This is a genomic window from Paenibacillus sp. J31R34 (assembly GCF_059383715.1).
This window is the reverse complement of sequence record NZ_JBXENU010000005.1, coordinates 95,380-118,844: the sequence shown is the minus strand read 5'-3', so window position 1 is coordinate 118,844 and position 23,465 is coordinate 95,380. Positions and strand designations below refer to the sequence as shown.

23 protein-coding genes are annotated in these 23,465 nt (G+C 45.9%); 5 read left to right on the top strand and 18 right to left on the bottom strand.

Translation table 11 applies throughout. The features are described from left to right. Window positions 1-26: 26 nt before the first annotated feature. The 15 genes from AC50YG_RS15570 to AC50YG_RS15500 form a co-directional block, all read right to left on the bottom strand. Complete coding sequence (locus AC50YG_RS15570) at window positions 27-1,520, bottom strand: O-antigen polymerase (RefSeq protein WP_494827952.1); 1,494 nt, start codon at window positions 1,518-1,520, stop codon at window positions 27-29. A 21-nt stretch (window positions 1,521-1,541) separates the two neighbouring features. Continuing rightward, window positions 1,542-2,981 carry an oligosaccharide flippase family protein gene (locus AC50YG_RS15565; protein ID WP_494827951.1) on the bottom strand — a complete coding sequence of 480 codons (1,440 nt, stop codon included), beginning with the start codon at window positions 2,979-2,981 and terminating at the stop codon, window positions 1,542-1,544. A 4-nt stretch (window positions 2,982-2,985) separates the two neighbouring features. Next, window positions 2,986-4,224, bottom strand: a complete 1,239-nt coding sequence (locus tag AC50YG_RS15560; RefSeq protein ID WP_494827950.1) for a hypothetical protein — start codon at window positions 4,222-4,224, stop codon at window positions 2,986-2,988. Window positions 4,225-4,292: 68 nt separating this feature from the next. Continuing rightward, window positions 4,293-5,300: a GDP-mannose 4,6-dehydratase gene (gene gmd / locus AC50YG_RS15555; RefSeq protein ID WP_341279087.1), complete on the bottom strand. Its 1,008-nt coding sequence runs from the start codon at window positions 5,298-5,300 to the stop codon at window positions 4,293-4,295. Window positions 5,301-5,521: 221 nt separating this feature from the next. Further along, window positions 5,522-6,460, bottom strand: coding sequence for a GDP-L-fucose synthase family protein (locus tag AC50YG_RS15550; RefSeq protein ID WP_494827949.1), 939 nt, complete (start codon window positions 6,458-6,460; stop codon window positions 5,522-5,524). Between the two features lie 258 nt (window positions 6,461-6,718). Further along, a complete protein-coding gene (locus tag AC50YG_RS15545) occupies window positions 6,719-7,408 on the bottom strand; it encodes a sugar transferase (protein WP_494827948.1) in 690 nt (229 codons plus the stop codon). A gap of 166 nt (window positions 7,409-7,574) precedes the next feature. After that, the gene (gene galU, locus AC50YG_RS15540; RefSeq protein ID WP_056041290.1) at window positions 7,575-8,462 is read right to left on the bottom strand and encodes a UTP--glucose-1-phosphate uridylyltransferase GalU; all 888 of its coding nucleotides are present in this window, start codon (window positions 8,460-8,462) and stop codon (window positions 7,575-7,577) included. Window positions 8,463-8,745: 283 nt separating this feature from the next. After that, entirely contained in the window at window positions 8,746-9,438 is a 693-nt protein-coding gene (locus AC50YG_RS15535) for a CpsD/CapB family tyrosine-protein kinase (protein WP_338552660.1), read from the bottom strand. Next, the gene (locus AC50YG_RS15530) at window positions 9,419-10,171 is read right to left on the bottom strand and encodes a YveK family protein (protein WP_494827947.1); all 753 of its coding nucleotides are present in this window, start codon (window positions 10,169-10,171) and stop codon (window positions 9,419-9,421) included. Before AC50YG_RS15530 ends, AC50YG_RS15535 begins: the two co-directional genes overlap by 20 nt. 1,018 nt (window positions 10,172-11,189) lie before the next feature. Then, the gene (locus tag AC50YG_RS15525; RefSeq protein WP_494827946.1) at window positions 11,190-12,386 is read right to left on the bottom strand and encodes a GNAT family N-acetyltransferase; all 1,197 of its coding nucleotides are present in this window, start codon (window positions 12,384-12,386) and stop codon (window positions 11,190-11,192) included. Window positions 12,387-12,596: 210 nt separating this feature from the next. Then, window positions 12,597-12,998, bottom strand: coding sequence for a nucleoside-diphosphate kinase (gene ndk / locus AC50YG_RS15520; RefSeq protein ID WP_341279094.1), 402 nt, complete (start codon window positions 12,996-12,998; stop codon window positions 12,597-12,599). 70 nt (window positions 12,999-13,068) lie between these two features. Further along, the gene (locus AC50YG_RS15515; protein WP_473760917.1) at window positions 13,069-13,668 is read right to left on the bottom strand and encodes a suppressor of fused domain protein; all 600 of its coding nucleotides are present in this window, start codon (window positions 13,666-13,668) and stop codon (window positions 13,069-13,071) included. 9 nt (window positions 13,669-13,677) lie between these two features. Next, the gene (glpX, locus tag AC50YG_RS15510) at window positions 13,678-14,640 is read right to left on the bottom strand and encodes a class II fructose-bisphosphatase (protein WP_056041492.1); all 963 of its coding nucleotides are present in this window, start codon (window positions 14,638-14,640) and stop codon (window positions 13,678-13,680) included. A 67-nt stretch (window positions 14,641-14,707) separates the two neighbouring features. Next, window positions 14,708-15,508 carry a pyruvate, water dikinase regulatory protein gene (locus AC50YG_RS15505; RefSeq protein ID WP_341279096.1) on the bottom strand — a complete coding sequence of 267 codons (801 nt, stop codon included), beginning with the start codon at window positions 15,506-15,508 and terminating at the stop codon, window positions 14,708-14,710. After that, on the bottom strand, window positions 15,505-16,167 hold the full coding sequence (locus tag AC50YG_RS15500) for a helix-turn-helix transcriptional regulator (RefSeq protein ID WP_494828189.1): 663 nt from the start codon (window positions 16,165-16,167) through the stop codon (window positions 15,505-15,507). The genes AC50YG_RS15505 and AC50YG_RS15500 overlap by 4 nt, the downstream gene beginning before the upstream one ends. 403 nt (window positions 16,168-16,570) lie before the next feature. Between AC50YG_RS15500 and AC50YG_RS15495 the strand changes: the two genes are divergently transcribed. The 3 genes from AC50YG_RS15495 (at window position 16,571) to AC50YG_RS15485 (ending at window position 19,634) form a co-directional block, all read left to right on the top strand. Then, window positions 16,571-17,494 carry a S8 family peptidase gene (locus AC50YG_RS15495; RefSeq protein ID WP_494827945.1) on the top strand — a complete coding sequence of 308 codons (924 nt, stop codon included), beginning with the start codon at window positions 16,571-16,573 and terminating at the stop codon, window positions 17,492-17,494. A gap of 24 nt (window positions 17,495-17,518) precedes the next feature. Next, on the top strand, window positions 17,519-18,352 hold the full coding sequence (locus tag AC50YG_RS15490; RefSeq protein ID WP_494827944.1) for a hypothetical protein: 834 nt from the start codon (window positions 17,519-17,521) through the stop codon (window positions 18,350-18,352). A gap of 64 nt (window positions 18,353-18,416) precedes the next feature. Beyond that, a complete protein-coding gene (locus AC50YG_RS15485) occupies window positions 18,417-19,634 on the top strand; it encodes a hypothetical protein (RefSeq protein ID WP_494827943.1) in 1,218 nt (405 codons plus the stop codon). Between the two features lie 57 nt (window positions 19,635-19,691). Here the strand turns inward: AC50YG_RS15485 and AC50YG_RS15480 are convergent, their stop codons facing one another. After that, on the bottom strand, window positions 19,692-21,476 hold the full coding sequence (locus tag AC50YG_RS15480) for a M3 family oligoendopeptidase (RefSeq protein WP_494827942.1): 1,785 nt from the start codon (window positions 21,474-21,476) through the stop codon (window positions 19,692-19,694). A gap of 163 nt (window positions 21,477-21,639) precedes the next feature. On the opposite strand from AC50YG_RS15480, the gene AC50YG_RS15475 reads away from it, so the two are divergent. Both AC50YG_RS15475 and AC50YG_RS15470 read left to right on the top strand, forming a co-directional pair. Further along, entirely contained in the window at window positions 21,640-21,840 is a 201-nt protein-coding gene (locus tag AC50YG_RS15475) for a YycC family protein (protein WP_341279101.1), read from the top strand. Further along, complete coding sequence (locus tag AC50YG_RS15470) at window positions 21,837-22,079, top strand: hypothetical protein (RefSeq protein ID WP_341279102.1); 243 nt, start codon at window positions 21,837-21,839, stop codon at window positions 22,077-22,079. Before AC50YG_RS15475 ends, AC50YG_RS15470 begins: the two co-directional genes overlap by 4 nt. Window positions 22,080-22,292: 213 nt before the next feature. Here AC50YG_RS15470 and AC50YG_RS15465 read toward each other — a convergent pair whose 3' ends face one another. Next, window positions 22,293-23,000 (bottom strand): DUF2225 domain-containing protein, encoded by a 708-nt coding sequence (locus AC50YG_RS15465; protein ID WP_341279103.1) that lies wholly within the window; start codon window positions 22,998-23,000, stop codon window positions 22,293-22,295. 14 nt (window positions 23,001-23,014) lie between these two features. Next, a complete protein-coding gene (locus AC50YG_RS15460) occupies window positions 23,015-23,395 on the bottom strand; it encodes a globin domain-containing protein (protein WP_341279104.1) in 381 nt (126 codons plus the stop codon). Between the last annotated feature and the right edge of the window lie 70 nt (window positions 23,396-23,465).

The following is a 23,465-nucleotide window of genomic DNA, read 5'->3' as shown; positions in this document are numbered from 1 at the left end:
CTTGCTCCAATCATTTTAATATTCATTTAACTCGAGACACTTTTGAAGTCTGGATATGCCTGATTCAATGGCTCCTGCTTTTGCTTAAAAAACCAATATCCGATTAAAGCAAAGAAAAGATAAGCCGTTAAATAGGAGGTTCCGCTCATCAGCTCTCCTCTTAGCAAAAAAATTTGAAACGGAGCATAATAAGGCACGCATAATCTCGCCAGTGAAATTTCATTCGATGTAACCGCTCGTTCATAAGCCTTCTGTGCCTTCTGAGTAAAATAACCATACAATATAAATAGAAGCACAACTCCAGGCAAACCAAAGTCAATGTAAAACTCTGCCCACAGCGGACATGATAAATTCGTAAAGTCGTATCCGAGGGCATCCGCTACTGTCGTTCCCGAGCCAAATGGTTTATCTGCCCAAATAGATCTTGGCACCCAGAAAAGAAAAGCAACTAGTAACTGCTCCCCATGCGTATGACCAAACAGATCAACATATTTAACGGTGTTGAGCGTCATTTGAAAGGCATCATAATCCCCATCTGTCGCCATATTACTTTGGGTAGTAAGGCTTTGAACAATTTTCTCCGTATCTGTTGTATGCCTAAACATATCTGACTTAGGAAATATAAATAGCAATAAACATAAAAGCGTAATGACCCATTTATAAAAGGACCGTTTCCCCCATGGCAATAATAAAAAGCATAGGGTTAATAACATGGAGCCTATCCAGTATCTAGCTCCCGAAATAGGATTATTGATCATAAAATTAACGATACCAATAAAGAGGATCCATAGCTTTGTTCCTAAGGAAAGCTTTTTTATTGAATGCTTAAAATAAATAATGCCAAGCACAAGACATACGAATATGGATACCTTTAAAAAACTAGATAACACAAGAAACTCAATTTTCCCACCAAACTGAGCATTAAAGATTTGCCTATTGAGAAATAATGCACTTACGCCACCAATTTTCAAAATAATAATGGCACATATAAACAGCGCTATCAGCGTAAAAATAATAAATTTTTTCTCGTTTACTTGTATTTTGTCGATTGCAAACAAATTTTTATTGGATCCTGCATCATCATCGGCTGCTCTATCCCGTCTCTTGTTCAAGCTATTATGAAGAAAACCACCAAGGTCGAAGGAAAGAATACCCGCTATTACAAGAAACAACGCAAAGCGAATATCATCACTGGAGTAAGCTCCCGACAAAGCAAAACGCTCCGTAAGGACTTGTTGGAGAGGCACATACCCCATCCAAATGTATACAAAAATCCAGAAAAAAAGCTCAATTAATCTTCTTGTATCGCTCATCATAAGCAAAGAAAGCCTTCCAATTGCATAAAACATAATAAACCAGCTCAAGCCGAGGTTAAGAGAATTAAATGACGCAGCTAGCAATACCGTTTTATAAAGCTCCAGTAAAGGAATTAGAATAGCTGTGTAGCAAAAGAAAATGAAATAAAACCCTACCATATAATCAATTGAAATATTTTTATGCACAGCTAATTTAGGCTCCATAAGCACGTTCCTTTTGCGCAATTAAATTTTTGCAGGTACGCTTATTTCATCAATCGCCTGCCCTTTTTTTTCTTTTAGCTTCGCTGCCAGCCTGTATGCAAATAGTAGATATAAGAGTGTTGACATCATAAAGGTCAGTTGATTACCAGCTGTAATTGAAATCATAAACATAATAATGACAAATAAGAGGTTAGCAAAAACCCCTCTTAAATAAATGAGCTCACCCCATAGATTCATTCTTTTAAAACAGGAAATAAACAATAAGACCGTGGTGGTGGTTGCTCCTATAATACTGGCGTAAATCAGCCCATAAACTTGATAATAGAAAACGCCAGCTATAGCGAGTGGCAAATAAATACCCAACTGAACATAAGAAGTAATGGTTACTACCCGTGGCTTACCTATGGCACGCAAGGCAACAACAAAAACATTCATAATACCAGCAATACTTGCGTTAAGCAGCATTAGACCGAGCAACGGACTTAACTCAATCCATTCATTACCCAATAATAAAACAATAATTGTTTCTGCGTTGAATAACACATAGCCCGAAGTAACAATTGAAAACGAGAAGATAATAAGCAGCATTTGCATAAACTGCACCTTCAGCTGGCTATGATCCTCCCGATTAAGCTTGGAAAGCACTGGGAAAAAATATTGCCCGAGCGCATAAGACGCATCGCTGATGCTCATTTGGCTGAGCTTCTGCGACGTCTGATATAGTCCGAGCACCGTCGTTCCCAGAAAGCGGGAGGCAATGACCTTATCCAATTGATAAAGCACAAGTGTCGAAATGCTGTTCGCCCAAATCCATTTCCCATATTGGCGAATATCGGCAATGCTGCCCATATCGCGGCTCAGCTTCGGCTTATCCTTGAACCAGACGAAGGAAGCCGTGCAGCGGAATAACTGAGCGATAAGCTGACCGGCAATGACGCCGATTGGCGAATTCAGCACTACGACGAGCATGACGGATAAGCTTAAATCGAGCATAATCGTAAGCAGCTGCAAAATGCCCGTCGAGCGAAAATCCTTATGGCGCATTCGCTCATACCACTTAATGCTGACCGCATTGGTTGCGAGTGGAACGCCCGCTGCCAGCAACAGCAAGGACGTCGCCCGTCCCTCGCCGAACAGCTGCGCAATATAAGGCGCGGTTACGAGCAGTATAAGGCTGATGCCTACGCCTCTCGCCAGCATCATCGTCCAAAGCGCATTTTTCTGCTCATTGTTCAAGTCTTCTTTTCTCTGAATGATGCCCTCCATGACGCCAAGCTGCGTGAGCAGCTCAATAATGGACAGGCTCACGAGCGCAATGCTGACCAGCCCCATCTCGGCTGGTCCGAGCATGCGAGCGATAATGAGAAACTTGACGCCCGTCAGCACCTTCGTCACGAACTGCTGGACAATGACCCAGAACGGGTGGTCCTTCGCTTGCAAGATTTGCTTTATTTTGCCCATAAGCCTACCCATTCCTACTCATCATAATGTCTTCCTTCATTTGATCGTGATAATGCGTGAAGCCGGAAATTTGGCTGGAAATGATTTTGCCCAGCACCTTAATTTTCGTCTCCAATGGCAGAAAACGATACATATAAGCCGAAATGCGGTTATTCTCTTCCGTGAACAAAATATCCTGAGCGAAATTCCCCCATTTGTCCGCGGGCATTAAATTAACAACCATGCCGCCAAGCGCCGAGGGCAGCAGCATATTGGAGCCATGCACCCCGACAATGACCGCGCTGGAGGCGTAAATCTCGCAAGCCATCAGCTCCGCTTCCAGATTGAATTTGCTTACACGGCAATCATCAATCCAATCGGGGAAAGCGAAGGAGCGGCCAAGTCCGACTACGCTGAACTTAATGTCCTTCTCCTGCTTTCTAATCTTGCTAAAAAGCTTGACGATCTTGTTGCGCTGCGACCAAATAATCGGCTTAAGCAGCATTCGCAGCAGCTTATAGCGCTTCGCCGCTTTAATGACATAAGGATTATCGAGCCATACCCGATCCTCACGCCAAATAAAAGTAATCCGCGTCGGCCCAGACTGGGGCTCCTCCATCTGAAATGGGCGCATTTTCGTAAAATGCTCAATATTGAACCGGCTCGGATGCGAATAGGCCCTGCTGACGAAAACCTGCTCAAAACGCTCGCATTGCGCTGAGATTTGCTCATCCAGCTGCGGATAGAACCGCTGCGCCTTGGAGAGCGGCACATTGACCGTCCACACCTCCGCTGCATAATCTGGTACCATCCATTTCATAAACGATTGCACGAGGACGATAATGCCAATATCCGGGTTTTCAGTACGTTCACGTTCAGCATTCAGCAGCTTGAGCAGGGAATGACCGTAAAGAAAGTCGATGCAGTTAATGATGACCACTTCGCGGCAAGCCTCGCGTATCTCTACCTCAAGCCTGACCTGTTCATCAGCAGTTGGATGCTGTAGGCTATGAAGCAGCGGATTCCCGAGCCAGCCTTTGGATTCCTCATGACCACTAAGCGTGTATGACGAAAGGTCAATCAAATACGGATAAGTCGTTGCATGCCCGACCTTCAAATCCTCCACGTATTCGCCGCCGCAGGCCGGGCAGCACGCTTCCACGCATACATGAATGCCCTGCCACAGCACTCGTTCATTGGCAAGAACAACGCCGCAGTGCCGGCAAATGCCTTCATGCTCGATTACCGGTTTAATTTTAATCATCGCTCACTCCAGCTTTCTTCAAAAATAAAGAGCAGCAGAATTGCTCTGCCGCCCTGTTCTGCTTTTTATTAAACGCCTGCCCCTGCTGCGCCAATCAAGCTGTTATTGTAGGCTGTTTCAGCACGAACCCGTTTCAAATCCGCATCGACCATCATATGAATCAACTGCTGGAAACCAACCTCCAGCTCCCAGCCAAGCTTCTCTTTCGCTTTCGTGCAATCACCCAGCAGCAAATCCACTTCTGCAGGACGCACAAATTCAGGATCAATAACGACATATTTGCTGTAATCAAGCCCTACATAGGAGAACGCAACCTCCAGCAGCTCGCGAACCGTGTGCATTTCACCCGTCGAAATGACGAAATCATCCGCTTCATCCTGCTGGAGCATCAGCCACATCGCTTTAATATAATCGCCTGCGAAGCCCCAATCGCGAAGTGCATCCAAATTGCCCATGCGCAGCTCATTTTGCACACCGAGCTTAATGCGGGCAACGGCGTCCGTTACTTTGCGCGTTACGAACTCAAGGCCGCGCCGAGGTGATTCATGGTTGAACAATATGCCTGAGCAAGCGAACATATTAAAGCTTTCGCGGTAGTTGACCGTAATCCAGTGACCGTATACTTTGGCTACGCCGTACGGACTGCGCGGGTAAAAAGGAGTCGTTTCCTTTTGCGGCGTCTCTTGCACCTTGCCATACATTTCGCTGCTGGATGCTTGATAGAAACGTGCCTCCGGCTTAACGATGCGAACGGCTTCCAGCATATTCGTGACGGCAAGCGCCGTCAGCTGCGCGGTAGCCAGCGGCTGTGGCCAGGAAGCCGCCACGAATGATTGCGCCGCCAAATTATATACCTCATCCGGATCGGAAATACGTACCGCTTCGATTAAAGAAGCAAGATCCGTCAAATCGCCGGAAATCCATTCGATCTGATTTTTAATGTGAGCGACATTTTCATAGTTTGGCGTGCTCGTTCTTCTTCTCATGCCATATACCTTATAGCCTTTTTCCAGCAAAAACTCTGCCAAATACGATCCGTCCTGCCCCGTTACACCCGTTACTAGCGCTCTCTTCATTTTCATTCCTCCAAAGGGATTATTGTATGAATGCCGTTTTAAAAGCATGCTGAAAAAGAAGCTGCGCTGCATGAAAGAATGGGCTTACGATCGCCATTACCCTTGAATTTCTTCGAATGATCCCTAAAGGGGGAATTTCAAGGGTAAAAGCGAACGCTGACGCTTCTCCAGCTCCATCCTTTCATTCCGCTGCGCTTTTTTTCATGATACTTTTATCTGCATTAGTGATTGACTAGAGCTTCCTTCTGATACGCGGCATATACCGCCTTCAGACCTTCTTCAAGCGTAATGCTGGATTTCCAGCCGAGCCTGTTCAGCTTCGATACATCGACGAGCTTGCGCGGCGTTCCATCAGCAACGGTGGTGTTGAATGTAATTTCCCCTTCATACCCCACGATAGAACCGATTAGCTCTGCGAGCTCTTTAATTGAAATATCTTCGCCTACGCCAATATTGACGATGTCATTGCCATCATAATGGCGCATTAAGTAGATGCAGGCATCCGCCAAATCATCGGAGTGCAGGAATTCGCGCTTTGGATTGCCGGAGCCCCAAACTTCCACTGATGGCTGGCCGGATTGCTTAGCTTCATGAAATTTACGAATAAGGGCGGGCAGCACATGCGAAGTTTTTAGATCGAAGTTGTCATTAGGCCCATAGAGGTTAGTTGGCATAGCGGAAATGAAGGTTGTTCCGTATTGCCGGTTATACGATTGGCACATTTGAATGCCGGCGATTTTGGCAATTGCATAAGGCGCATTTGTCGGCTCCAGCTCGCCCGTCAGCAAATATTCCTCTTTCAGCGGCTGCGGAGCAAATTTAGGATAAATGCAGGTTGAGCCCAGAAATAATAGTTTACCAACACGCGTCTGATAAGCGGCATCTATGACATTCGTTTGAATGAGCAAATTATCGCGAATAAAGTCGGCTGGGTAATCGTTGTTTGCCACAATGCCGCCCACTTTAGCCGCAGCGAGAAACACATAATCGAAAGCTTCTTGCTCAAAAAAAGCGAGCACCTCATCTTTTTTGCGCAAATCCAGCTCCGCGCTCGTGCGATATACAAGATTTTGATAGCCTTGCTCATGAAGGGCTCTGACGATAGCCGAGCCAACAAGCCCCCGGTGTCCCGCCACATAAATTTTAGCTCCTATTTCCATCCCTTTATTCCTCTCCCTTTTAGCGGGCTGTGCTTTTAAAATCTCTTATCACTGAAAAGAAGGTTGAAAAAGACGTAGCGGAATGAAAAGCCTGGACTGGAGAAGCGTTAGCGGTCGTTTTTGACCCGAAATTTCCACCGCTGATGCGGTTTAATTGAAGAAATTGAGGGTCAATGGCGATCGGAAGCCAGGCTTTTCATGCAGCGAAGCTTCTTTTTCACGCTGCCTTTTCACAATAAAGGTTTCGAAGCCCCGCCCCTAATATGCATCCTTTGAACCGAACATCACCTTAACGGTCAATAAAATAATTTTTATATCAAAAATAATGCTTCTTTGCTTAATATATTGGAGGTCGAGCTCCACCATTTCATGAAAATTCAGCTCATTGCGGCCGCTCACCTGCCATAGGCCCGTGCAGCCAGGCGTTACGCGCAGTCGCAGCTTGTCATAGCTGCTGTAGGTTTCCACTTCCCGGGGCACCGGTGGACGGGGACCGACGAGCGACATATCGCCAAGCAGCACGTTCCAAAACTGCGGCAGCTCATCAATGCTCGTTTTTCGTATAAAACGGCCGATCTTCGTAATACGCGGGTCTTCCTTCATTTTGAACATGGCGCCCTCTACTTCATTTTTGCTAAGCAAATCCTCCAGCATATCTTCGGCATTGGAAACCATGGAGCGGAATTTGTACATTTTAAACGTCCGCTCATTACGTCCAACCCTCGTCTGGTAAAAGAAGATTTTGCCGCGCGGGTCCTCCAGCTTGATGAGAATAGCCACGAGAATAAGAATCGGCGATAAAATCATAATGCCTGTTGCTGCCCCGATAATATCCACTGCCCGCTTTGCCATTAAATAGAGGCGTAGCGACTTTCTTTTCTCAAAGCTTGCATTAAAACCGCCTTCCAATACGGCCCTGGCATCATTGCGCTGCGGGGATGGGGGCATTCGCAATCACCTCAATTAAATAGTAGAATAACGATTTCAGTACTCCAAGCAAAAACGACTTCGTCGTCCTTCTGGGACGTGCGAAGAGCTTTGTCGAGAAATATAGAGAAAGCATGACGAAATCATATACTTTCCTATATTTGAAAAAACAGTGGGGTGCGCTGCGCTAGTTCGCTTTAATCAACTGCTCTCTGACCAAAATGTCCTCAAGGACCGATAGCAGCTGGCCGCGAAGCTCTTGATTTTGCAAGGCGAAATCGAGCGTCGTTTTAATAAAGCCGAGCTTTTCGCCGACATCGTACCGAATGCCTTCGAAATCATAAGCAAATACGCCCTGATGCTCATTCAGCTTCTGAATCGCGTCGGTGAGCTGAATTTCGCCGCTGACGCCCTCTTCCTGCTTTTCCAGAAAGCCAAATATTTCAGGGGTTAATATGTATCGCCCCATAATAGCCAGGTTCGACGGCGCCTGGCCTCTCGCCGGCTTTTCCACGAAATGGTTCACCTCATAGAGGCGGTCAAATTTTTCTAATATATCTACGATGCCGTAACGATCCGTCTGATCATCCGCCACCGTCTGGACGCCAATCACTGATTTTTGCGTTTTTTCATATTGCTCAATCAGCTGCTTCACGCAAGGCACTTCCGCTTGGACGATATCATCTCCGAGCAGTACCGCAAACGGCTCATTGCCGATAAAATTGCGTGCACACCATACGGCGTGGCCAAGCCCCTTCGCTTCCTTCTGCCGGATATAATGAATATCTACATTGGAGGAGCGTCTGACTTCGTCCAGCAGATCGAATTTTCCTTTGCTGAACAGATTGTTCTCCAGCTCGAAGGCATGGTCAAAATGGTCTTCAATCGCCCGCTTGCCCTTGCCCGTTACAATAATAATGTCTTCAATTCCTGATGCCACCGCTTCTTCCACGATATACTGGATCGTCGGCTTATCCACGATAGGCAGCATTTCCTTCGGCATTGCTTTCGTCGCTGGCAGGAAACGTGTTCCGAGCCCTGCAGCAGGTATAATTGCTTTTTTGACCTTCTTCATCATCCATCACCCTATCCCTATTTATTCTTTATCTATGGCTGCCATTCTTAGAAGTTAAAAATGCTAGTTATTGCCTCTTGCCTAAAGCAAAAGGCAATAACTATTATTTTTAACAGGGCATTTAACCCTTCCTCACATCACACCCTCGACAATCATGTCTAAGGTCGCTTAACCCACAGCGTGACCGAGTGCCTACCCTGATAAAGGTGTTATAGGCATGACCTGAGCCGTTTGGCTCCGTAATTCGTTTCTTTTTTCTGAAAATCAAGCTATAGCAGACCGCTTAGGATTTAGCTGTTTCATAATATTGCAGCTGAATATCCTCGCTGTCCTTCGGATTGATTTTATTCATGACGACTCCGACGATTTGCGCCTGAACACGGTCCAGATTCGCCTTCATCTTTTTGACCATTTCCTTCTTCACCTTGCCTGCCAGCACAACCAGCACAACGCCATCGCAAAACGCGCTTACGATTAGGGCATCCGTTACAGCAAGCACCGGCGGGGTATCAAACAAAATAACATCATAATGCTCTTTCCACTCCTGCACGAGCGACTTCATCTTATTAGAGCCCAGCATTTCGGAGGGATTCGGAGGAATCGGGCCGGAGGTAATGACCGATAAATGCTCGACCATCGTATCCATGACCGCTTCCTGCCACGAAAATTGATTGGATATGGCGCTGCTGAGACCGATGCGATTCGGCTTGTCAAACACTTGATGCAAGGACGGCTTGCGCATATCGGCATCAACCAGCAGCACCTTGCGTTCCTCTTGGGCAATCGTGACCGCCAGATTGGTGATCGTCGTCGTCTTGCCTTCATCCGGCTGTGAGGAGGCGATCATTAAAATTTGCTTGGGCGTATCGATTTCGGCATATTGGATGTTGGTGCGAAGCGTTCGGTAAACTTCCGAAATGGGAGAATTGGGATTCGTTAACGCTACTAAATTCGTCTCACTGGTTAATCGTCGCATGCTGCCCTTCACCTACCCCTTGGTTATTCACTACACGCTTGCGGGAAGGACGGACATCTTCCTTCGTCATCTTCGGTACAGAGGCAATGACCGGAATACCCAGCACCGCTTCAACCTCGGACTCCATCTTAAACGTGTCATCCAAATACTCAATCAGAAACACAAGTCCAATCGCAAGCATAAGCGCTGCAATAAAGCTAACCAGAATGACGAAAATGGGATTGTTGTTTATGGGATACGCAGCGGCCGTTTCATTCGCCTTATCCAGGACTGTAACGTTGTCGACCTTCATAATGAGGGGAATTTGTTCCTTGAAGACTGTGGATATCGCATTGACCATTTGCGCAGCCCGTACATACGATTGATCTCGAATCAGCAAATCCATAACCTGCGAATTTTCGGCGGAGGAGACGGATATGCGCCCAGCCAGCTGCGTCGGTGTAATGTTCAACTCGGGATAACGCTCGGTCACCAGACTAAGTATCGTCTCTGATTTTATAATGACCTTGTAAGAATTTATCATCATAATATTCGTTTGCAGCGTTCCTACGCTTGGGGAAAACTGGCCGTCAGGCAGGGCGGTTTGATTGACGAGCAGCCGGGCATGAGCTTGATAGATAGGGGTCGTAAAAAAGAAGCTTTTTACCGCTGCTGCCACACAGGCGATAAGAACAATGACCGCAACCAGCCCTATTTTTTTTCGGACGATTTTCATATATTGTTTCAACTCCACTGTTATCCCTCCACAGGCTATCCGTATTTCTATGTCTATTTCGAAAAAGCTGAAACTTGTCTCTTAGAGTCGAGCCTTCTCAGCAGCTGACATAATGACGTCACTCATCCACCCTTTCATTCTGTTATTCTTTTTTGAAATATAGGAAAGGATATGGGATTTCCATCCTTTCTCTATATTTCTACGCGAAACGGCAGCTTTGCCGCCAAAGGATGGCTTCAGCCGTTTACGCTTGAAATATAGGAAAGGATACGATTTCGCCATCCTTTCTCTATATTTCTACGCGAAACGGCAGCTTTGCCGCCAGAGGATGGCTTCAGCCGTTTACGCTTGAAATATAGGAAAGGATACGATTTCGCCATCCTTTCTCTATATTTCTACGCGAAACGGCAGCTTTTGCCGCCAGAGGACGGCTTCAGCCGTTTACGCTTAATCTGACAAATACGGATGCTTTTAGCGCCATTTTTCATAAGCGTCTGCCGCCTGCTGATTGATACATTATGTATTTTTACAACCCTAACTTTACGATACAATACGTATCATGTCAATAGCTTTTTCACATATTTTCATAAAAATGCGTCAGAATGTAACTGAAAGCGCAATCCAAACAAAGAGAGCGTTTTCACTGAAAAACTCTGTATTCTCTAAGGAAAATGGGACTTTATTTATAATTCAAACTAACTTATATGTGAAAAACGCGTGTTTATTCTTAGAGGAAAGGCGAGGAACAGCCTAAAATATGGCGAGGTAGATTTATAGACAAAATTCGATACATTTTGTATACAAAACTAGATAGAAGGTCCTGAGGCTAATGGCTTCGGCCAAAGTAGGTAGATGGGATGCTCCGTGTTGAAGCAGTTCCTGCCATATCTATACTGGCCTCTGATCCAATCGCCACGTCTCCTATTTATTTAATGAAGGCTTATAAATATCCATATCAAAAAACAGAGCATGGGAACGAATAACGTCCCATACCCTGCTTGCTGCCCTAACTATTGCAAATGCTGCGGCACTCCGCTTAAAAAAAGTCCATCAAAAACGTCTTATGCTGCGGTATCCGGCGTTCGAGCAGTGCAGCAGCTTCCGCATCGCCCGTTATCCGTCCCGCTTCTGCAAGCCAGGAGGCTTTACGGCCACCAAGCAGCAGCGCTGACAGGGTTTGGATATCCAAGGCAAGCTGAGGAGCAGCAGGCGCTTGCTTTTTATCCGACTGTTCTTCTTCTGTTCTCGTCAAACGTGCCGCCCCAGCTGTATCGAATTCTAACCGGAATTGGCCGTTGTTCCACTCGGCGAACGCATCTGTAATCACAAGCTCCAATGTCTCTTCCTGATCACCAGCAGCAAAAGGATACTGGATCACGAAAGCTTGCGCATCTACAATCCGCGTCATAAAATAAGACTGCAGCTCCTGCTTGATTCTCGGGTCTGGCAGCAGGAATGGCAGTGGATCATCATTTGCCACCGTCACAGTAACTTCATCCAGCATGGAGTCATGGTTGCTAATGAAGGTCCAAATTGCAGTGCGAGCCTCCTCTGTTGGCACAGCGAGCTCGTGAATCGTCATTTTACGGTTTTCAATTTGATAGCTCACATATCCTGCCACCTCATCGTCCGCATTATAATATACAGCTGTGTGACCGGGCTTGCTGAGTACCCGCTGAGCCCACCACTCGGATGTTCTAACAAGCGTTCCCGTATACCGCGATACAAACTCGGCATACACCTCATCCAGCAGCGCACTATCCACCTCTGCCAGCCGCTGCATTCGGCCGCTTGTCGCTTTACGCAGAGGAAGCTGGCCCGCTGCAATCGTATACGCCTTGCGCTCCACCGTCATCTCCCAGCCGAATTTCCGATAGAAGGCAAACGCAAACGGATGCAGCATGCTTACCGTCTGCCCTGCGTCCTTCATTAACTCAAGCGACCGTTTCAATAACTCGCTTACACAGCCAAGTCTTCTCGCCTCCGGCCATGTCGCAACCCCCGCGAGCCCGCCCATAGCGAACGGCTTGCCTTGCACCCAAATTTCGAGCGGCAGCAAAGTAAGCGCCGAGAGAAGCTCCCCCTGCTCATCGAATGCGCCAAGCTCCTGCTCCGGGCGGAATTTTTGCTCATTCTGCTCCCGTTGGCTTGGTGTAAGTTTAAATTGAAAGGCATATTCGGACAGCTTCAATCTTTCCTCAAAATGTTTGGCTTCCAGCGCTCTGATCTCCATCTCCAATAGCCTCCTTGTTTTCTCCTTTTTCTCTAGTCGCTCAGTTTGCAAGCGCACCTCAGTCCATCTGCTTCTATCATACATTAGGGAGCGGCCTAGCGGCAAAAGAAAAGCCGCCAGGCCATGAGCCATGACCGGCGGCTTGAAGCAATAAAAGAACAGCGAGCAGCTTGTTTCGCTTGCGAGCTTCACCCTCCTGATTGCTGATCTCTATTGCTGAAAAAATAATTTAATTTCGCGAGCGGCGCTTTCATCTGAGTCTGAACCATGTACGATGTTGCTTTCAACGGATAACGCATAATCGCCGCGAATCGATCCGGGCTGGGCTTCCTTCGGATTGGTTTTGCCAATGATGTTTCTTGCATTTTGCACCGCATCGGGCCCTTCCAAAATCATTGCAAACACCTTGCCGGAAGTAATGAAATCTACCAATTCGCCGAAAAATGGTTTTTCCACATGCTCCACATAATGCTGCTTAGCAAGCGCTACATCTACATTCATCAGCTTGGCTTGTACAAGCTCAAACCCTTTTTCCTCAAACCTTGCTACGATATTGCCAATTAGGCCGCGTTTAACCCCATCCGGTTTCACCATTACAAAAGTACGACTCATACGCTAACTTCCTCTCTTCTATTCTAAACTGTTATTATCCATTTCATTTCCTGTCAAATCTAATGCTAGATTACGGACGGCAAGGATCAATTATAGAATAATCAGACTTTTCAAAGATTTCGTCGAAATCCTCAATTCCTTTTTCCAAAATAATCGCCGCTTCTTTTTCGGTAATCGGAACTGCCCATAAGAGTGGAAAAACCTCATTGCCCACCTTCAGCTCCTCCAAGCTATCGCTTTCGCCGCGCAGCTCATCGATCAACAAAGCTTTCGCATTCCAGTTGTCTGGTGCTAAAGCACTTGAGCCCATGACGAGAGGAACAGACGAGCTGGAGGCTTTTTCGATATGGTGAGCAATTAAATCGGCAAAATAAGTAAAGATTCGCTCTTGCTTCTCTCCTCCCAAATCAGAAGGAAGCGCCAGCATCCATTCAGAGGCTACGGGTTGCCCAGACTTGTAAAGCGTATTGGACAAGCCAATCGTCACAAATCTTGAAACGCCTTTACGATCGGGAAAAAGGTACATTTCAATATAGACGCCGCTTTCCGGCTTGGACAGCACTACCCGATATTCCGGCATGCCCCACTGTGCCATATACGCGCCAAGCAAAATGCTTCTGCGAACATCGAAGGTAAACCTCTCATTTTCATTAAAAAATTCGATTTTCATAAAAGCATCCTATCGCAACAGCGGTTTGTTTGGCAAGTAATGGAGCGATTTCACGTAACGAATCGTACGGGTTTTGGCCCGCATAACGATCGAATGTGTCTCAGCCCGCTGATCGGGCAAATAACGAACACCACCCATAAACTCACCTGGCGTAACGCCAGTCGCAGCGAAAATCACATCATCCGTGCCGACCATATCGTTGATATACAAAATTTTGCGAGGGTCGGACAGCCCCATAGAAATGCAGCGCTCGTACTGCTCTTCATTTTCCGGCATGAGGCGTCCTTGAATTTCTCCGCCTAGACATTTAAGGGCAGCAGCTGCCAGTACACCTTCAGGCGCGCCGCCAGAGCCTACATACAGATCAATACCCGCTTCAGGGAAGGAAGGTGCCATCGCGCCCGCTACGTCTCCGTCTGACAGAAACTTGATTCGGACACCTGCTTTGCGCAGCTCTAGAATGGTATCTGCATGACGCTCTCGATCGAGAATCATGACGGTGAGATCAGATACTGGCTTATCAAGGGCGAGGGCCGCTTTTTCAAGCGTTGTCACAATCGGGTCGCGCAGCGACAGCTTCCCGGCAAGTGCAGGGCCCACTGCAAGCTTCTCCATATACATGTCAGGGGCATGCAGCAATTGGCCTTTCGGCGCTACAGCAAGGACAGCCATCGCATTATTTAGCCCCTTGGCAACGATCTCAGTACCCTCAAGCGGGTCTACTGCCACGTCAACCTCAGGACCATTCATACTGCCGACCTGCTCTCCGATATACAGCATCGGCGCCTCATCCATCTCGCCTTCGCCAATTACAACGGTTCCACGAATGGAAACGGTGTCGAACATGCTGCGCATCGCTTCCGTTGCCGCACCGTCTGCGCTATGCTTGTCGCCGCGTCCCATCCATGGAGAAGCCGCAAGTGCGGCAAGCTCCGTTACTCGTATAAGCTCCAAAGATAATTCGCGTTCCAGCATCTGTTATCTCCCTCTCCTTCGTATTGCCAACTTTTCGCCTTCTATACCTTTTCGTCCAGCAATTCTAGCTGTTCATCATTTCTATAATAATGCCAGCCGTTTCCTCAATCGCCCGACTCGTCACATCAATGACAGGGCAGCCCAGCTCCTCCATGACGCGTGAAGCATGATTAAGCTCCTCCATGATGCGTTCCATGGAAGCGTATTGGGCCGAACCCGGCAAGCCCAGCGTCTTCAAACGCTCGGACCTTATGTGCAGCAGCTGCTCCGGCTGCATCGTCAAGCCAACAATAAGCCGGCCTGGCAATGGGTACAGCTCAGCTGGCGGCTTTACCTCTGGCATCAGCGGCAAATTCGCCGCTTTAATGCCTTTGTGGGACAAGAACACGCTAAGCGGCGTCTTCGACGTCCGCGATGCGCCGATCAGCACCACTTGGGCCTGCATAAAACCTCGCGCATCTTTTCCATCATCATATTTAACCGCGAACTCAATCGCTTCCATTCGGCGATAATATTCATCATCCATCGAATGCAGCAAGCCGGGCTTGCGTTTCGGAAAGCTGCCAAAGGTATCCACGTAGGCTTGCATCATCGGACCCATCACATCGACTGCGCGAACACCCCAGCGTAAAGCTTCTTGCTTCATAAGCTCGCGCAATTCCGGCTGGACGAGCGTATAGCTGATGAAGCCGCCAGTGCGTGCTGCTTCGGCAACAAGCTGAATAACCTCGTCCTCCGTCTTCATGTGACCATAACGTTTAATTTTGACATGCTCCGAAGAAAACTGCCGCAGCGTTGCTTTCGCCACTGCCTCAGCTGTTTCGCCTACGGCATCGGAGCACACGTATATGATTTCTTCTGTCATAAACCCTGTTCCCCCAGTTCCTCTGCTGCTGCGATGTCCGACATCAGACGAATTATATTGGATTTGGACACCCAACCGGTAACCTCGGGACCTTGACCGGACTCGTCCACCGACGTAATAACCGGCAAACAGTCCACTTGATGTAAAATCATTTTGCGAATCGCATCCGCCACCGAATCCTCGCTGGAAAGCGTCACGATATTCGGAAAGCGCGTCATGACCATGCTTACTGGAATGGATGCAGCTCCCGCATTGCCTAGCGTAATTTTCAGCAAGTCCTTGGGCGTAACAATGCCGACAAATTTTTTATCTTCATTAACAATAAGCAGCGTATCCGCATTTTCGGTAAACAAAGTGATAACAGCATCATGAACGGAAAGGGTATCCGGTATGTTCACTGGCACGCCTTGTATTTCGGCAACCTTCATATGATCAAAGCGCTGCCTCGTTTCCGAGTTGTCGATGCCGAGGTAAGCATTGCCTAGGAAATAACCGACTTTTGGCTTGGCATCAAGAAGCCCCAGCATCACGAGCAGCGAAAAATCCGAGCGCAGAGTAGGACGGCTCACGCCAATATAATCTGCAAGTTGCTCTCCGGTAACAGGCGCATGCTTCTTTACCAGCTCAATAAGCTCTAACTGCCTGGATGATAGCTGTATGACCGTTCTCTCCCCCTCTCGACCATATCTATCTATAAGATAGTCATCATATTAAATGGTCATTATCCGCAATTAATATAACACATATAAATATAATGCACAATATATAAGACGACATAATACTATTAGTGTTTCTGATAGCGGATTAAAGAGAACTATATAATGCTCATTAATGACCTTTTCGAAAAAAATGACCGCTATATGACGCTCTATCAGTTATTGAACTAAGGAAAAAAATCTTGCTCTAACATCCCAGTGAGCCTCTCATTTGTCCCCATTCCCACAATTAACCTTATGTAAATACATAATATGAAAAATAATTATTTACCACAAATACTATTTATGGTGTAAATAAAATTATGTCATCAAAGTGTTATTATCCTTTTTTAAAAATGTGAAGGAGTTGATTCAAACAAAATTAAGAATTTTAGTTATTCTATCTTGCGTCTCCCTATTCCTTATTTTACTTATCTTCAATTTTACTAGACCTGTTTATCATGAGGAGTTAGAAGATTATAAAGATAACGAATATGCCAATTGGGGTGAAAAAAAACTAGGTGTTCATTCTTTGTGGTCAGAAGGCTTCTATGGTAAAAAAGTAAAAATCTCTATTTTGGATACTGGTATTACTGAATCTCATCCCGACTTTGAAGGCAAAATCAAACCAGGATTTAATGCTATTACTCCTGGTTTGAAACCTAAAGACGATAATGGTCATGGGACGATGATTACTGGTATTATCGTTGCACAGCACAATGGAATAGGTATAAGAGGGATTGCACCATTTGCGGAAATTTATCCTGTAAAAGTACTTGACAGGTTTGGTTACGGCAAAATTGAAGATGTAAAAAAAGGAATAGAATGGTCTATTGAAAATAATATCGATGTCATCAACTTAAGCTTTGCCATTAAAGATGATAAGGAACTTCTTAAAAGCACAATAAAAAAAGCAACAGATGCAGGTGTGATTGTTGTCTCTTCGGTCATGAATTCGAATGGGGGAACAGCGGGATTTCCAGCCTCTTATAATGAAGTCATTTCTGTCACTGCTGTAGATTTCCAATTACATAGAAAAGAGAATTCCGGTATTGGAAAAGTTGATTTTAGTGCTCCCGGAGTTAATGTTGTATCCACTTCGTCAGACAGCTCCTACGAAGTAACCAGTGGAACATCTATTGCTACACCATTTATCACAGGAGTTATCGCTTTACTTCTCGAAAAAGGAACTGATCCTAAAGATATTTTAACGACACTAAAACAACATTCAAAAGATATTGGTGATAGGGGCTTTGATGGCACTTTTGGGTGGGGATTTGTACAATTTTGATCAACTTGGAGGATTATATATAATATGATATTAAAAAAAACACTCTCAATTCTTCTTTCAGTAAGCCTAATATTCCTTGTATTTAATAATGTTGTAGTAGCTAATGGAAATAAGGATTCAAATGAGTACAATTTTGTAGTTATTCAAAAGGATGATAAACTTGTAAGGGTAAAAGCAGAGAAAGACGGTGATCAACTTTTTGCTACACTAGACAAGGAAACGAATGAAATAACCTTGGAGGCTATCGAACAGAAACAAAATTTCCTCTCAAAAATGGGGGTAACAAACAGCGTATATTCCTATTCCGAATTTAAAGTAGACGCAGAAACAATTGATGGAGATATTGTTGATGCCATTATTATTGACGTGAATACTGGTGAAGAATTTAAACTTGAGCAAGGAACAGACAGTGTTCAAGCCCAATGGATAGGCGTTTTAATTCCCGTTATTGAATGGGCAGGATCGGCTCTACTTGCTTTTCTCGCTTCTCATGCCCTTAGTATAACAATTGCAGGCATTATAGCTTATTCTATAAATGACTTAATTAACGATATTAAAAAGCAAAAAAATTATAATTATTGGGCAGCATGGTTAAGAAACGGTGATATATACCTTAATCCCGCAGCCTTCCCTAATGACAGTGCGGCTTTTGCTTATCTGAACACAGGAAATAGCAAAGATATAAATTTGTTTGCAAAAACAAGTGCAAAGTCAGAACAGGCAGCTAAAAAAGTGACTGGCTATGCTAAATACAACCAAGCCCACGGCGCTAATGATGGTTATTACGAACATTATCACCCAGTGGAAAGAACAGGAGAACAGTTTAGTAACCATGTTTGGTTCTATCCTGGAACATAGTAAAATATCGCCACCCGCAACAATTGTTACGGGTGGCGATATTGCTTGAATTAAGGAGGTAAACATGATATTAACCAGAATAATTGCTGGATTTGAGAACAGGTTTGTCGGTGCGTTTAACTCCACTATTCAAAGTCGCTATGCAACTCACCGTGTAAGCAGAGATATAAATGAAGACTGGACTAGGGAACTTGGTTCCCAGGCCGGTATTCTTCGTTATGATTCAATGAATGATAGCTTGGACTACTTTGAATACGATCCGAGCGTTCATATTGAGAACTTTAATGCAACACCATTTTACAATTATTTTGTTTATGTACACTGGGGAGAATTTTATTCTGAAATTAGCATCCATCGATTAAACATTGAGCAATTGCAAGCCAAAGAGGTTTACCGACTACAATTAGATGAATTTGATTCAGAAAATAGAGACTCTTCGAAAGTATGGAATACTCTAGTGTATGGATTAAGCAAAAACTATTTTATTCTAGCTATACCTGATTCACCTTCATCTCCTAAACTAAGCTATTCAGGGTTTGCAAAATATCTGTTAGTAGATATTAAATCCCAAAAATCGCTCATTATACAGGAAAAAATAGGAGTCAATGATAACATTTTAAATACTGATTCCATTGACTTAATTAATGATAATGAGAAGACTTTTTTAGTTATTAAAACGGGAAGAATTTCTGCATTTGAAAAAGAGGAAATTTTAAATAGTGGTGACGCTATGAATGCGCATACCAAAATTCAAAGCATAGTGTTAATTGAATTAGAATATTTCATTAGCCTGATTCATGAAAAAAAAACCATTCCGGCTACTTCGATCATTTCCGACTGTGATTCAAGTCAGGCCTTTATAAGCGTACAAACAAATGAGCATCAAATATACATCTATAAATATCATCTAATTAAAGGAACATCAGAATTATTGATTTATAACGTACAAGCATCAACAAAAAGAACGATACACTTCAAAGAACAATACAAGAAAATCTTTATTCATGAAAAAAAATTATACGGTTTGTTAAATACCTTAAATGAAAGTCATATTTACGCGTTAACGGAAACAAACAAGGTGTTAATCTATTCAACAAGTTCAGAATATACGATAAAATGGTGCAATGACGAATATACACTGGTGAATCAAAATTTGCCTAATGGAGAAAGAGAACTGAAACTAATAAGAATGCAAGACCATCAGATAATTGAAACTATAATTTCAACACAATCAAATTTCAATTATATCCCCGAGCATAATAAAATGTTATTTTTTCCATAAAGTCGTATATTACAAAAAAAATCTTAGGCTGCCAAAAGTATCGACAGCCTAAGATTTTTATTCCTCCGTCATCTCTAGGAACAGCTTTACATCGGCAGTCGTCAAAGCGACCGCTTCCCGCCAGAAATCCGGCTCCTCCAAGTTGACACCCAAATGCTTTTGCGCCAAATCCTCAACCGTCATGCGGCCGGTATCTTGCAGCAGCGCCACATAGCGGTCAGCAAAAGCTGCTCCTTCCTTCACTGCCCGTGCGTAAATGCCCGCGCTGAACAAGTAGCCGAACGTATACGGGAAGTTGTAGAAAGGCACATCCGTAAAGTAGAAATGCAGCTTCGATGCCCAGAACAACGGATGCACCTGTCCGAATGCGCCGCAGAATGCTTCATGCTGCGCTTCCTCCATCAGCTTGTTCAGCTCTTCCACGGTCAGCATGCCTTCGGCACGACGCTCATAGAAACGCGTCTCGAATAAAAACCGCGCATGAATATCCATGAAAAAGGACACCGCGCTGCTCAATTTTTCTTCCAGCAGAGCGATTTTCTCATCTTTGTCCGTAGCAGCCTTGAGCGCGGAATCCGATACGATCAGCTCTGCGAACGTCGAGGCTGTCTCTGCCACATTCATCGCATATTCCTGCGAATAGGCTGGCAAATCATTCATGACATGCTGATGGTAAGCATGTCCAAGCTCATGCGCGAGTGTCGACACATTCGATGCCGTACCCGAATACGTCATAAAAATTCTTGTCTCTTTGCTTTTCGGCAAAGAAGTACAGAAGCCTCCAGGACGTTTGCCCGGACGATCCTCAACCTCGATCCATTTGTCTACAAATGCTTTTTCCGAAAAAGCGGCCAGCTCCGGGCTGAACTTCGCAAACTGCTCTAAAATTTGCGCCGCGCCCTCGTCGTAGCTGACAACCTTCTCCGCCGTACCGATGGACGCATACATGTCATGCCAATCCATCTGCTCGACACCAAGCAGCTTCGCTTTGCGCTGCATATATTTGACCAGCTCCGGCTTGCCCTCATTGATCGCCGACCACATGGCCCCGATCGTCTTCTCGCTCATCCGGTTCATTTGCAGCGGCTCCTTGAGCGCCGAGTCCCAGCCCCGCTTGCCATACAATTTCAGGCGGAAGCCCGAAATTCGGTTCAAGGCGTCTGCGCACAGATCAGCCTGCTCGCCCCATTCCCGTTCCCACTCGGCAAAAGCCGCCTGCCGTACCGTACGGTCGCTAGCTGACAGCTTATTAAACATCTGTCCTGCCGAAAGCTCGCGCTTCTCGCCATCTGCATCGACATCATTAAATTTCGCCCGCGATACGACGAGATTGTACAAATCTCCCCAGCCATGATAGCCGTCCACCGCCATATCTTCGATTAAAGACTCCAGCTCCGGAGACAGCTTCTCCTTCGCCTGCTCGCGGCGCTCCGTCAAGCTGAATGCAATCTCAGCCGCTGGCCCTTCGCTGATCCACGCTGCCCAGCTGGCATCGTCCACACTCCGCAGCACATTATCGTAGCGCATCAGCGCGCCCTGAAAAGCCGCATTCAATGTTTTAATGCGATCATTCAGAGCAGTTGCCGCCTTGTCCTTCATATTTTGCGCGGTCAAGCAAGCTACGAATGAATCCGACTGGCGCATCCGCAGCAAAACCGACTGTACAAGCTCCGTTGCCTTGTTTAAATATGCGGCTCCCTCCTGCGGTGCTGCCAGCAGCTCCTCCAGTTCCAACAGCTCCTGCTGCACCGCTGCCAGCTCCGCTGCAAAAGCCTTCGAGCCCGCTCCTCCTGCATAAATAGAGTCCAAATTCCATGTTAATGAATAATGACCAACTGACATTAGTCTATCTCCTCTCCTTGCCCAATCATCAGCCTATTAATAGGTGTGAAACTTATAATTGCTTCTATTTCACTAAAAACCGCCCGCAAGATTCGCTTTTCATTTGCGCATTCTCCGGAGGCGGTGTATAACTTAATTATATACAGATTGGAGGATTTCTACCATGTCCCAGCCTTTACAAATTTCAGCGGATACCGCAATCAAGCTGTCCAAGCAGCTCGGCATACCGATTGAACACTTAATGCATATGCCAAAACACATTTTGCTGCAAAAGCTCGGGGAGCTCGCCAAAGCCGAAGCACAGGCGAGCGCAGCCGCTGCGAACCCTTCTGAAGATGAAGCTTCAGGAGACAAGCCTGTATGATTCCGTTTGAGAACACCTGGCCCTACGACATCATCATGAATGATATCTATGTACATGCTTGTCCGTTTTGCCAGGCCAGCAATGTGTTACTCCCGATTCGTCCCAAGGAAATTCCGCTCATTCAGCAAGGCAAAAAAAAGCTGCTGGTCTTTCCCTGCTGCCACAACCGAGTAACGATCATCGATGTAGATGGCGACTATTTGCTGGCAACTGAGCGCTTGCGCAAGCTAGGCAGCTAACCAGGCAGCGCGGACCAGCCCTCCAAGCCTTTTATGAAAAATAGAGCGCCTGTCCCTTGTCTGAAGCCTCCTGCTCCCGTTCAACTAAATCAGGCTAGCAGGCAATTGCCCGCTGGCCTCACAGCAAAAACAAGAAGCTTCCGCACCCGCTGCTTACAGCGGAAATGCGAAAGCTTCTTTATTTGTACCAGACTGCTTCATGCCTGATTCGTATTAAGCAGATGTCAGTTCGCCATGCGGCTCTTGCTCCAGCATTCTGCTCGTTTCCTGCTCCTCGCGAATGAGCTGCCATTGCTCGCGGCTTGCCCGTATCATCGCGGCATCCATAATGCGCTTGTCATTCACGATGCGCGAGAACCAGCGCACAGCCTCAGCACGTTCGCCGATGCGTCTGTTCAGCTCGCCAATCAAATACATCAGTTTAGCGCCATTAAGCTCCGCGCCTTCCCCTTCAAAAACTCTCAAATAGGCTTGCAGCGCAAATCTCAGAAACCGCTGCTCTTCGGCGTGGTTGCCTTCATAGCGGTACAACCATGCAATGTGATGCAAAATTCCAGCGATAACACGTTGGGACTCGCTCACCGATTGGGCCGACAACAGCGCCAGCTTGTACGTAGCCATAGCCTGTTGAAGTGTGCGCTCGCCGCTAAACTCACGTGCAGCCCAGCGCGAGCCAATATTTTCATAATAGCTCATCTTCTGTTTATCGCTCAGCCGTTCCGTTCCATTCTCCGTCGACGCATAGCCGCATGTTGGGCATACGCGAACGACATAATAATCGGGATTTATATCCGCTTTATAATATCCGCAGAAGTCTGTGTCTGACTTCACCGCTTTCTTAAAACTAGGACGCACGCGCGAGGTTATAAAGCTTGTCTCACAGCAAATGCATTGTACTTTCGTTTCGTATAGCGGTTCCATACAGACCACATCTCCTATTCCGGTGTGTTTACAAAATGATGGGCAGGTCCTGATAGTCTTTCAATTACAAACTGTCTTAGCTCGTCCTCAATGCCTACTTCCTGTAGCGCTCTGTTCATGCAATCGAGCCAAGCCTCAGCACGCTGTGGCGTAATCTCGAAAGGCATATGACGAGCACGCATCATCGGATGGCCGAAAGCATCGGAAAACAGCGTTGGCCCTCCAAAAAACTGGGTGAGAAACATGTGCTGCTTCTCCATAACCGGATTAATATCTTCCGGAAACAGTGGACCAAGAAGGGGATGAGCCTGTACCTTCGGGTAAAATGCTTCCACAATAAGTCTTAAAGACCTATCTCCTCCAAGTGCTTCATAGAGGCTTATATTCCTATTCATCGTCATTTTCAGCTCCAATTAGTAGGTATTTAGTATTATATCACAGAAAAATTTGGCTGTCTCAACAATT

Coding starts and splice junctions, on each gene's coding strand:
- AC50YG_RS15465 (WP_341279103.1), bottom strand. CDS start 23,000: ATGGAACCGCTATACGAAACGAAAGTACAATGCATTTGCTGTGAGACA.
- ndk (WP_341279094.1), bottom strand. CDS start 12,998: ATGAGTCGTACTTTTGTAATGGTGAAACCGGATGGGGTTAAACGCGGC.
- gmd (WP_341279087.1), bottom strand. CDS start 5,300: ATGAAGAGAGCGCTAGTAACGGGTGTAACGGGGCAGGACGGATCGTAT.
- AC50YG_RS15515 (WP_473760917.1), bottom strand. CDS start 13,668: ATGAAAATCGAATTTTTTAATGAAAATGAGAGGTTTACCTTCGATGTT.
- AC50YG_RS15490 (WP_494827944.1), top strand. CDS start 17,519: ATGATATTAAAAAAAACACTCTCAATTCTTCTTTCAGTAAGCCTAATA.
- AC50YG_RS15475 (WP_341279101.1), top strand. CDS start 21,640: ATGTCCCAGCCTTTACAAATTTCAGCGGATACCGCAATCAAGCTGTCC.
- AC50YG_RS15565 (WP_494827951.1), bottom strand. CDS start 2,981: ATGGGCAAAATAAAGCAAATCTTGCAAGCGAAGGACCACCCGTTCTGG.
- AC50YG_RS15485 (WP_494827943.1), top strand. CDS start 18,417: ATGATATTAACCAGAATAATTGCTGGATTTGAGAACAGGTTTGTCGGT.
- AC50YG_RS15470 (WP_341279102.1), top strand. CDS start 21,837: ATGATTCCGTTTGAGAACACCTGGCCCTACGACATCATCATGAATGAT.
- AC50YG_RS15570 (WP_494827952.1), bottom strand. CDS start 1,520: ATGGAGCCTAAATTAGCTGTGCATAAAAATATTTCAATTGATTATATG.
- AC50YG_RS15480 (WP_494827942.1), bottom strand. CDS start 21,476: ATGTCAGTTGGTCATTATTCATTAACATGGAATTTGGACTCTATTTAT.
- AC50YG_RS15535 (WP_338552660.1), bottom strand. CDS start 9,438: ATGCGACGATTAACCAGTGAGACGAATTTAGTAGCGTTAACGAATCCC.
- galU (WP_056041290.1), bottom strand. CDS start 8,462: ATGAAGAAGGTCAAAAAAGCAATTATACCTGCTGCAGGGCTCGGAACA.
- AC50YG_RS15505 (WP_341279096.1), bottom strand. CDS start 15,508: ATGACAGAAGAAATCATATACGTGTGCTCCGATGCCGTAGGCGAAACA.
- AC50YG_RS15560 (WP_494827950.1), bottom strand. CDS start 4,224: ATGATTAAAATTAAACCGGTAATCGAGCATGAAGGCATTTGCCGGCAC.
- AC50YG_RS15525 (WP_494827946.1), bottom strand. CDS start 12,386: ATGGAGATCAGAGCGCTGGAAGCCAAACATTTTGAGGAAAGATTGAAG.
- AC50YG_RS15460 (WP_341279104.1), bottom strand. CDS start 23,395: ATGAATAGGAATATAAGCCTCTATGAAGCACTTGGAGGAGATAGGTCT.
- AC50YG_RS15545 (WP_494827948.1), bottom strand. CDS start 7,408: ATGCCCCCATCCCCGCAGCGCAATGATGCCAGGGCCGTATTGGAAGGC.
- AC50YG_RS15550 (WP_494827949.1), bottom strand. CDS start 6,460: ATGGAAATAGGAGCTAAAATTTATGTGGCGGGACACCGGGGGCTTGTT.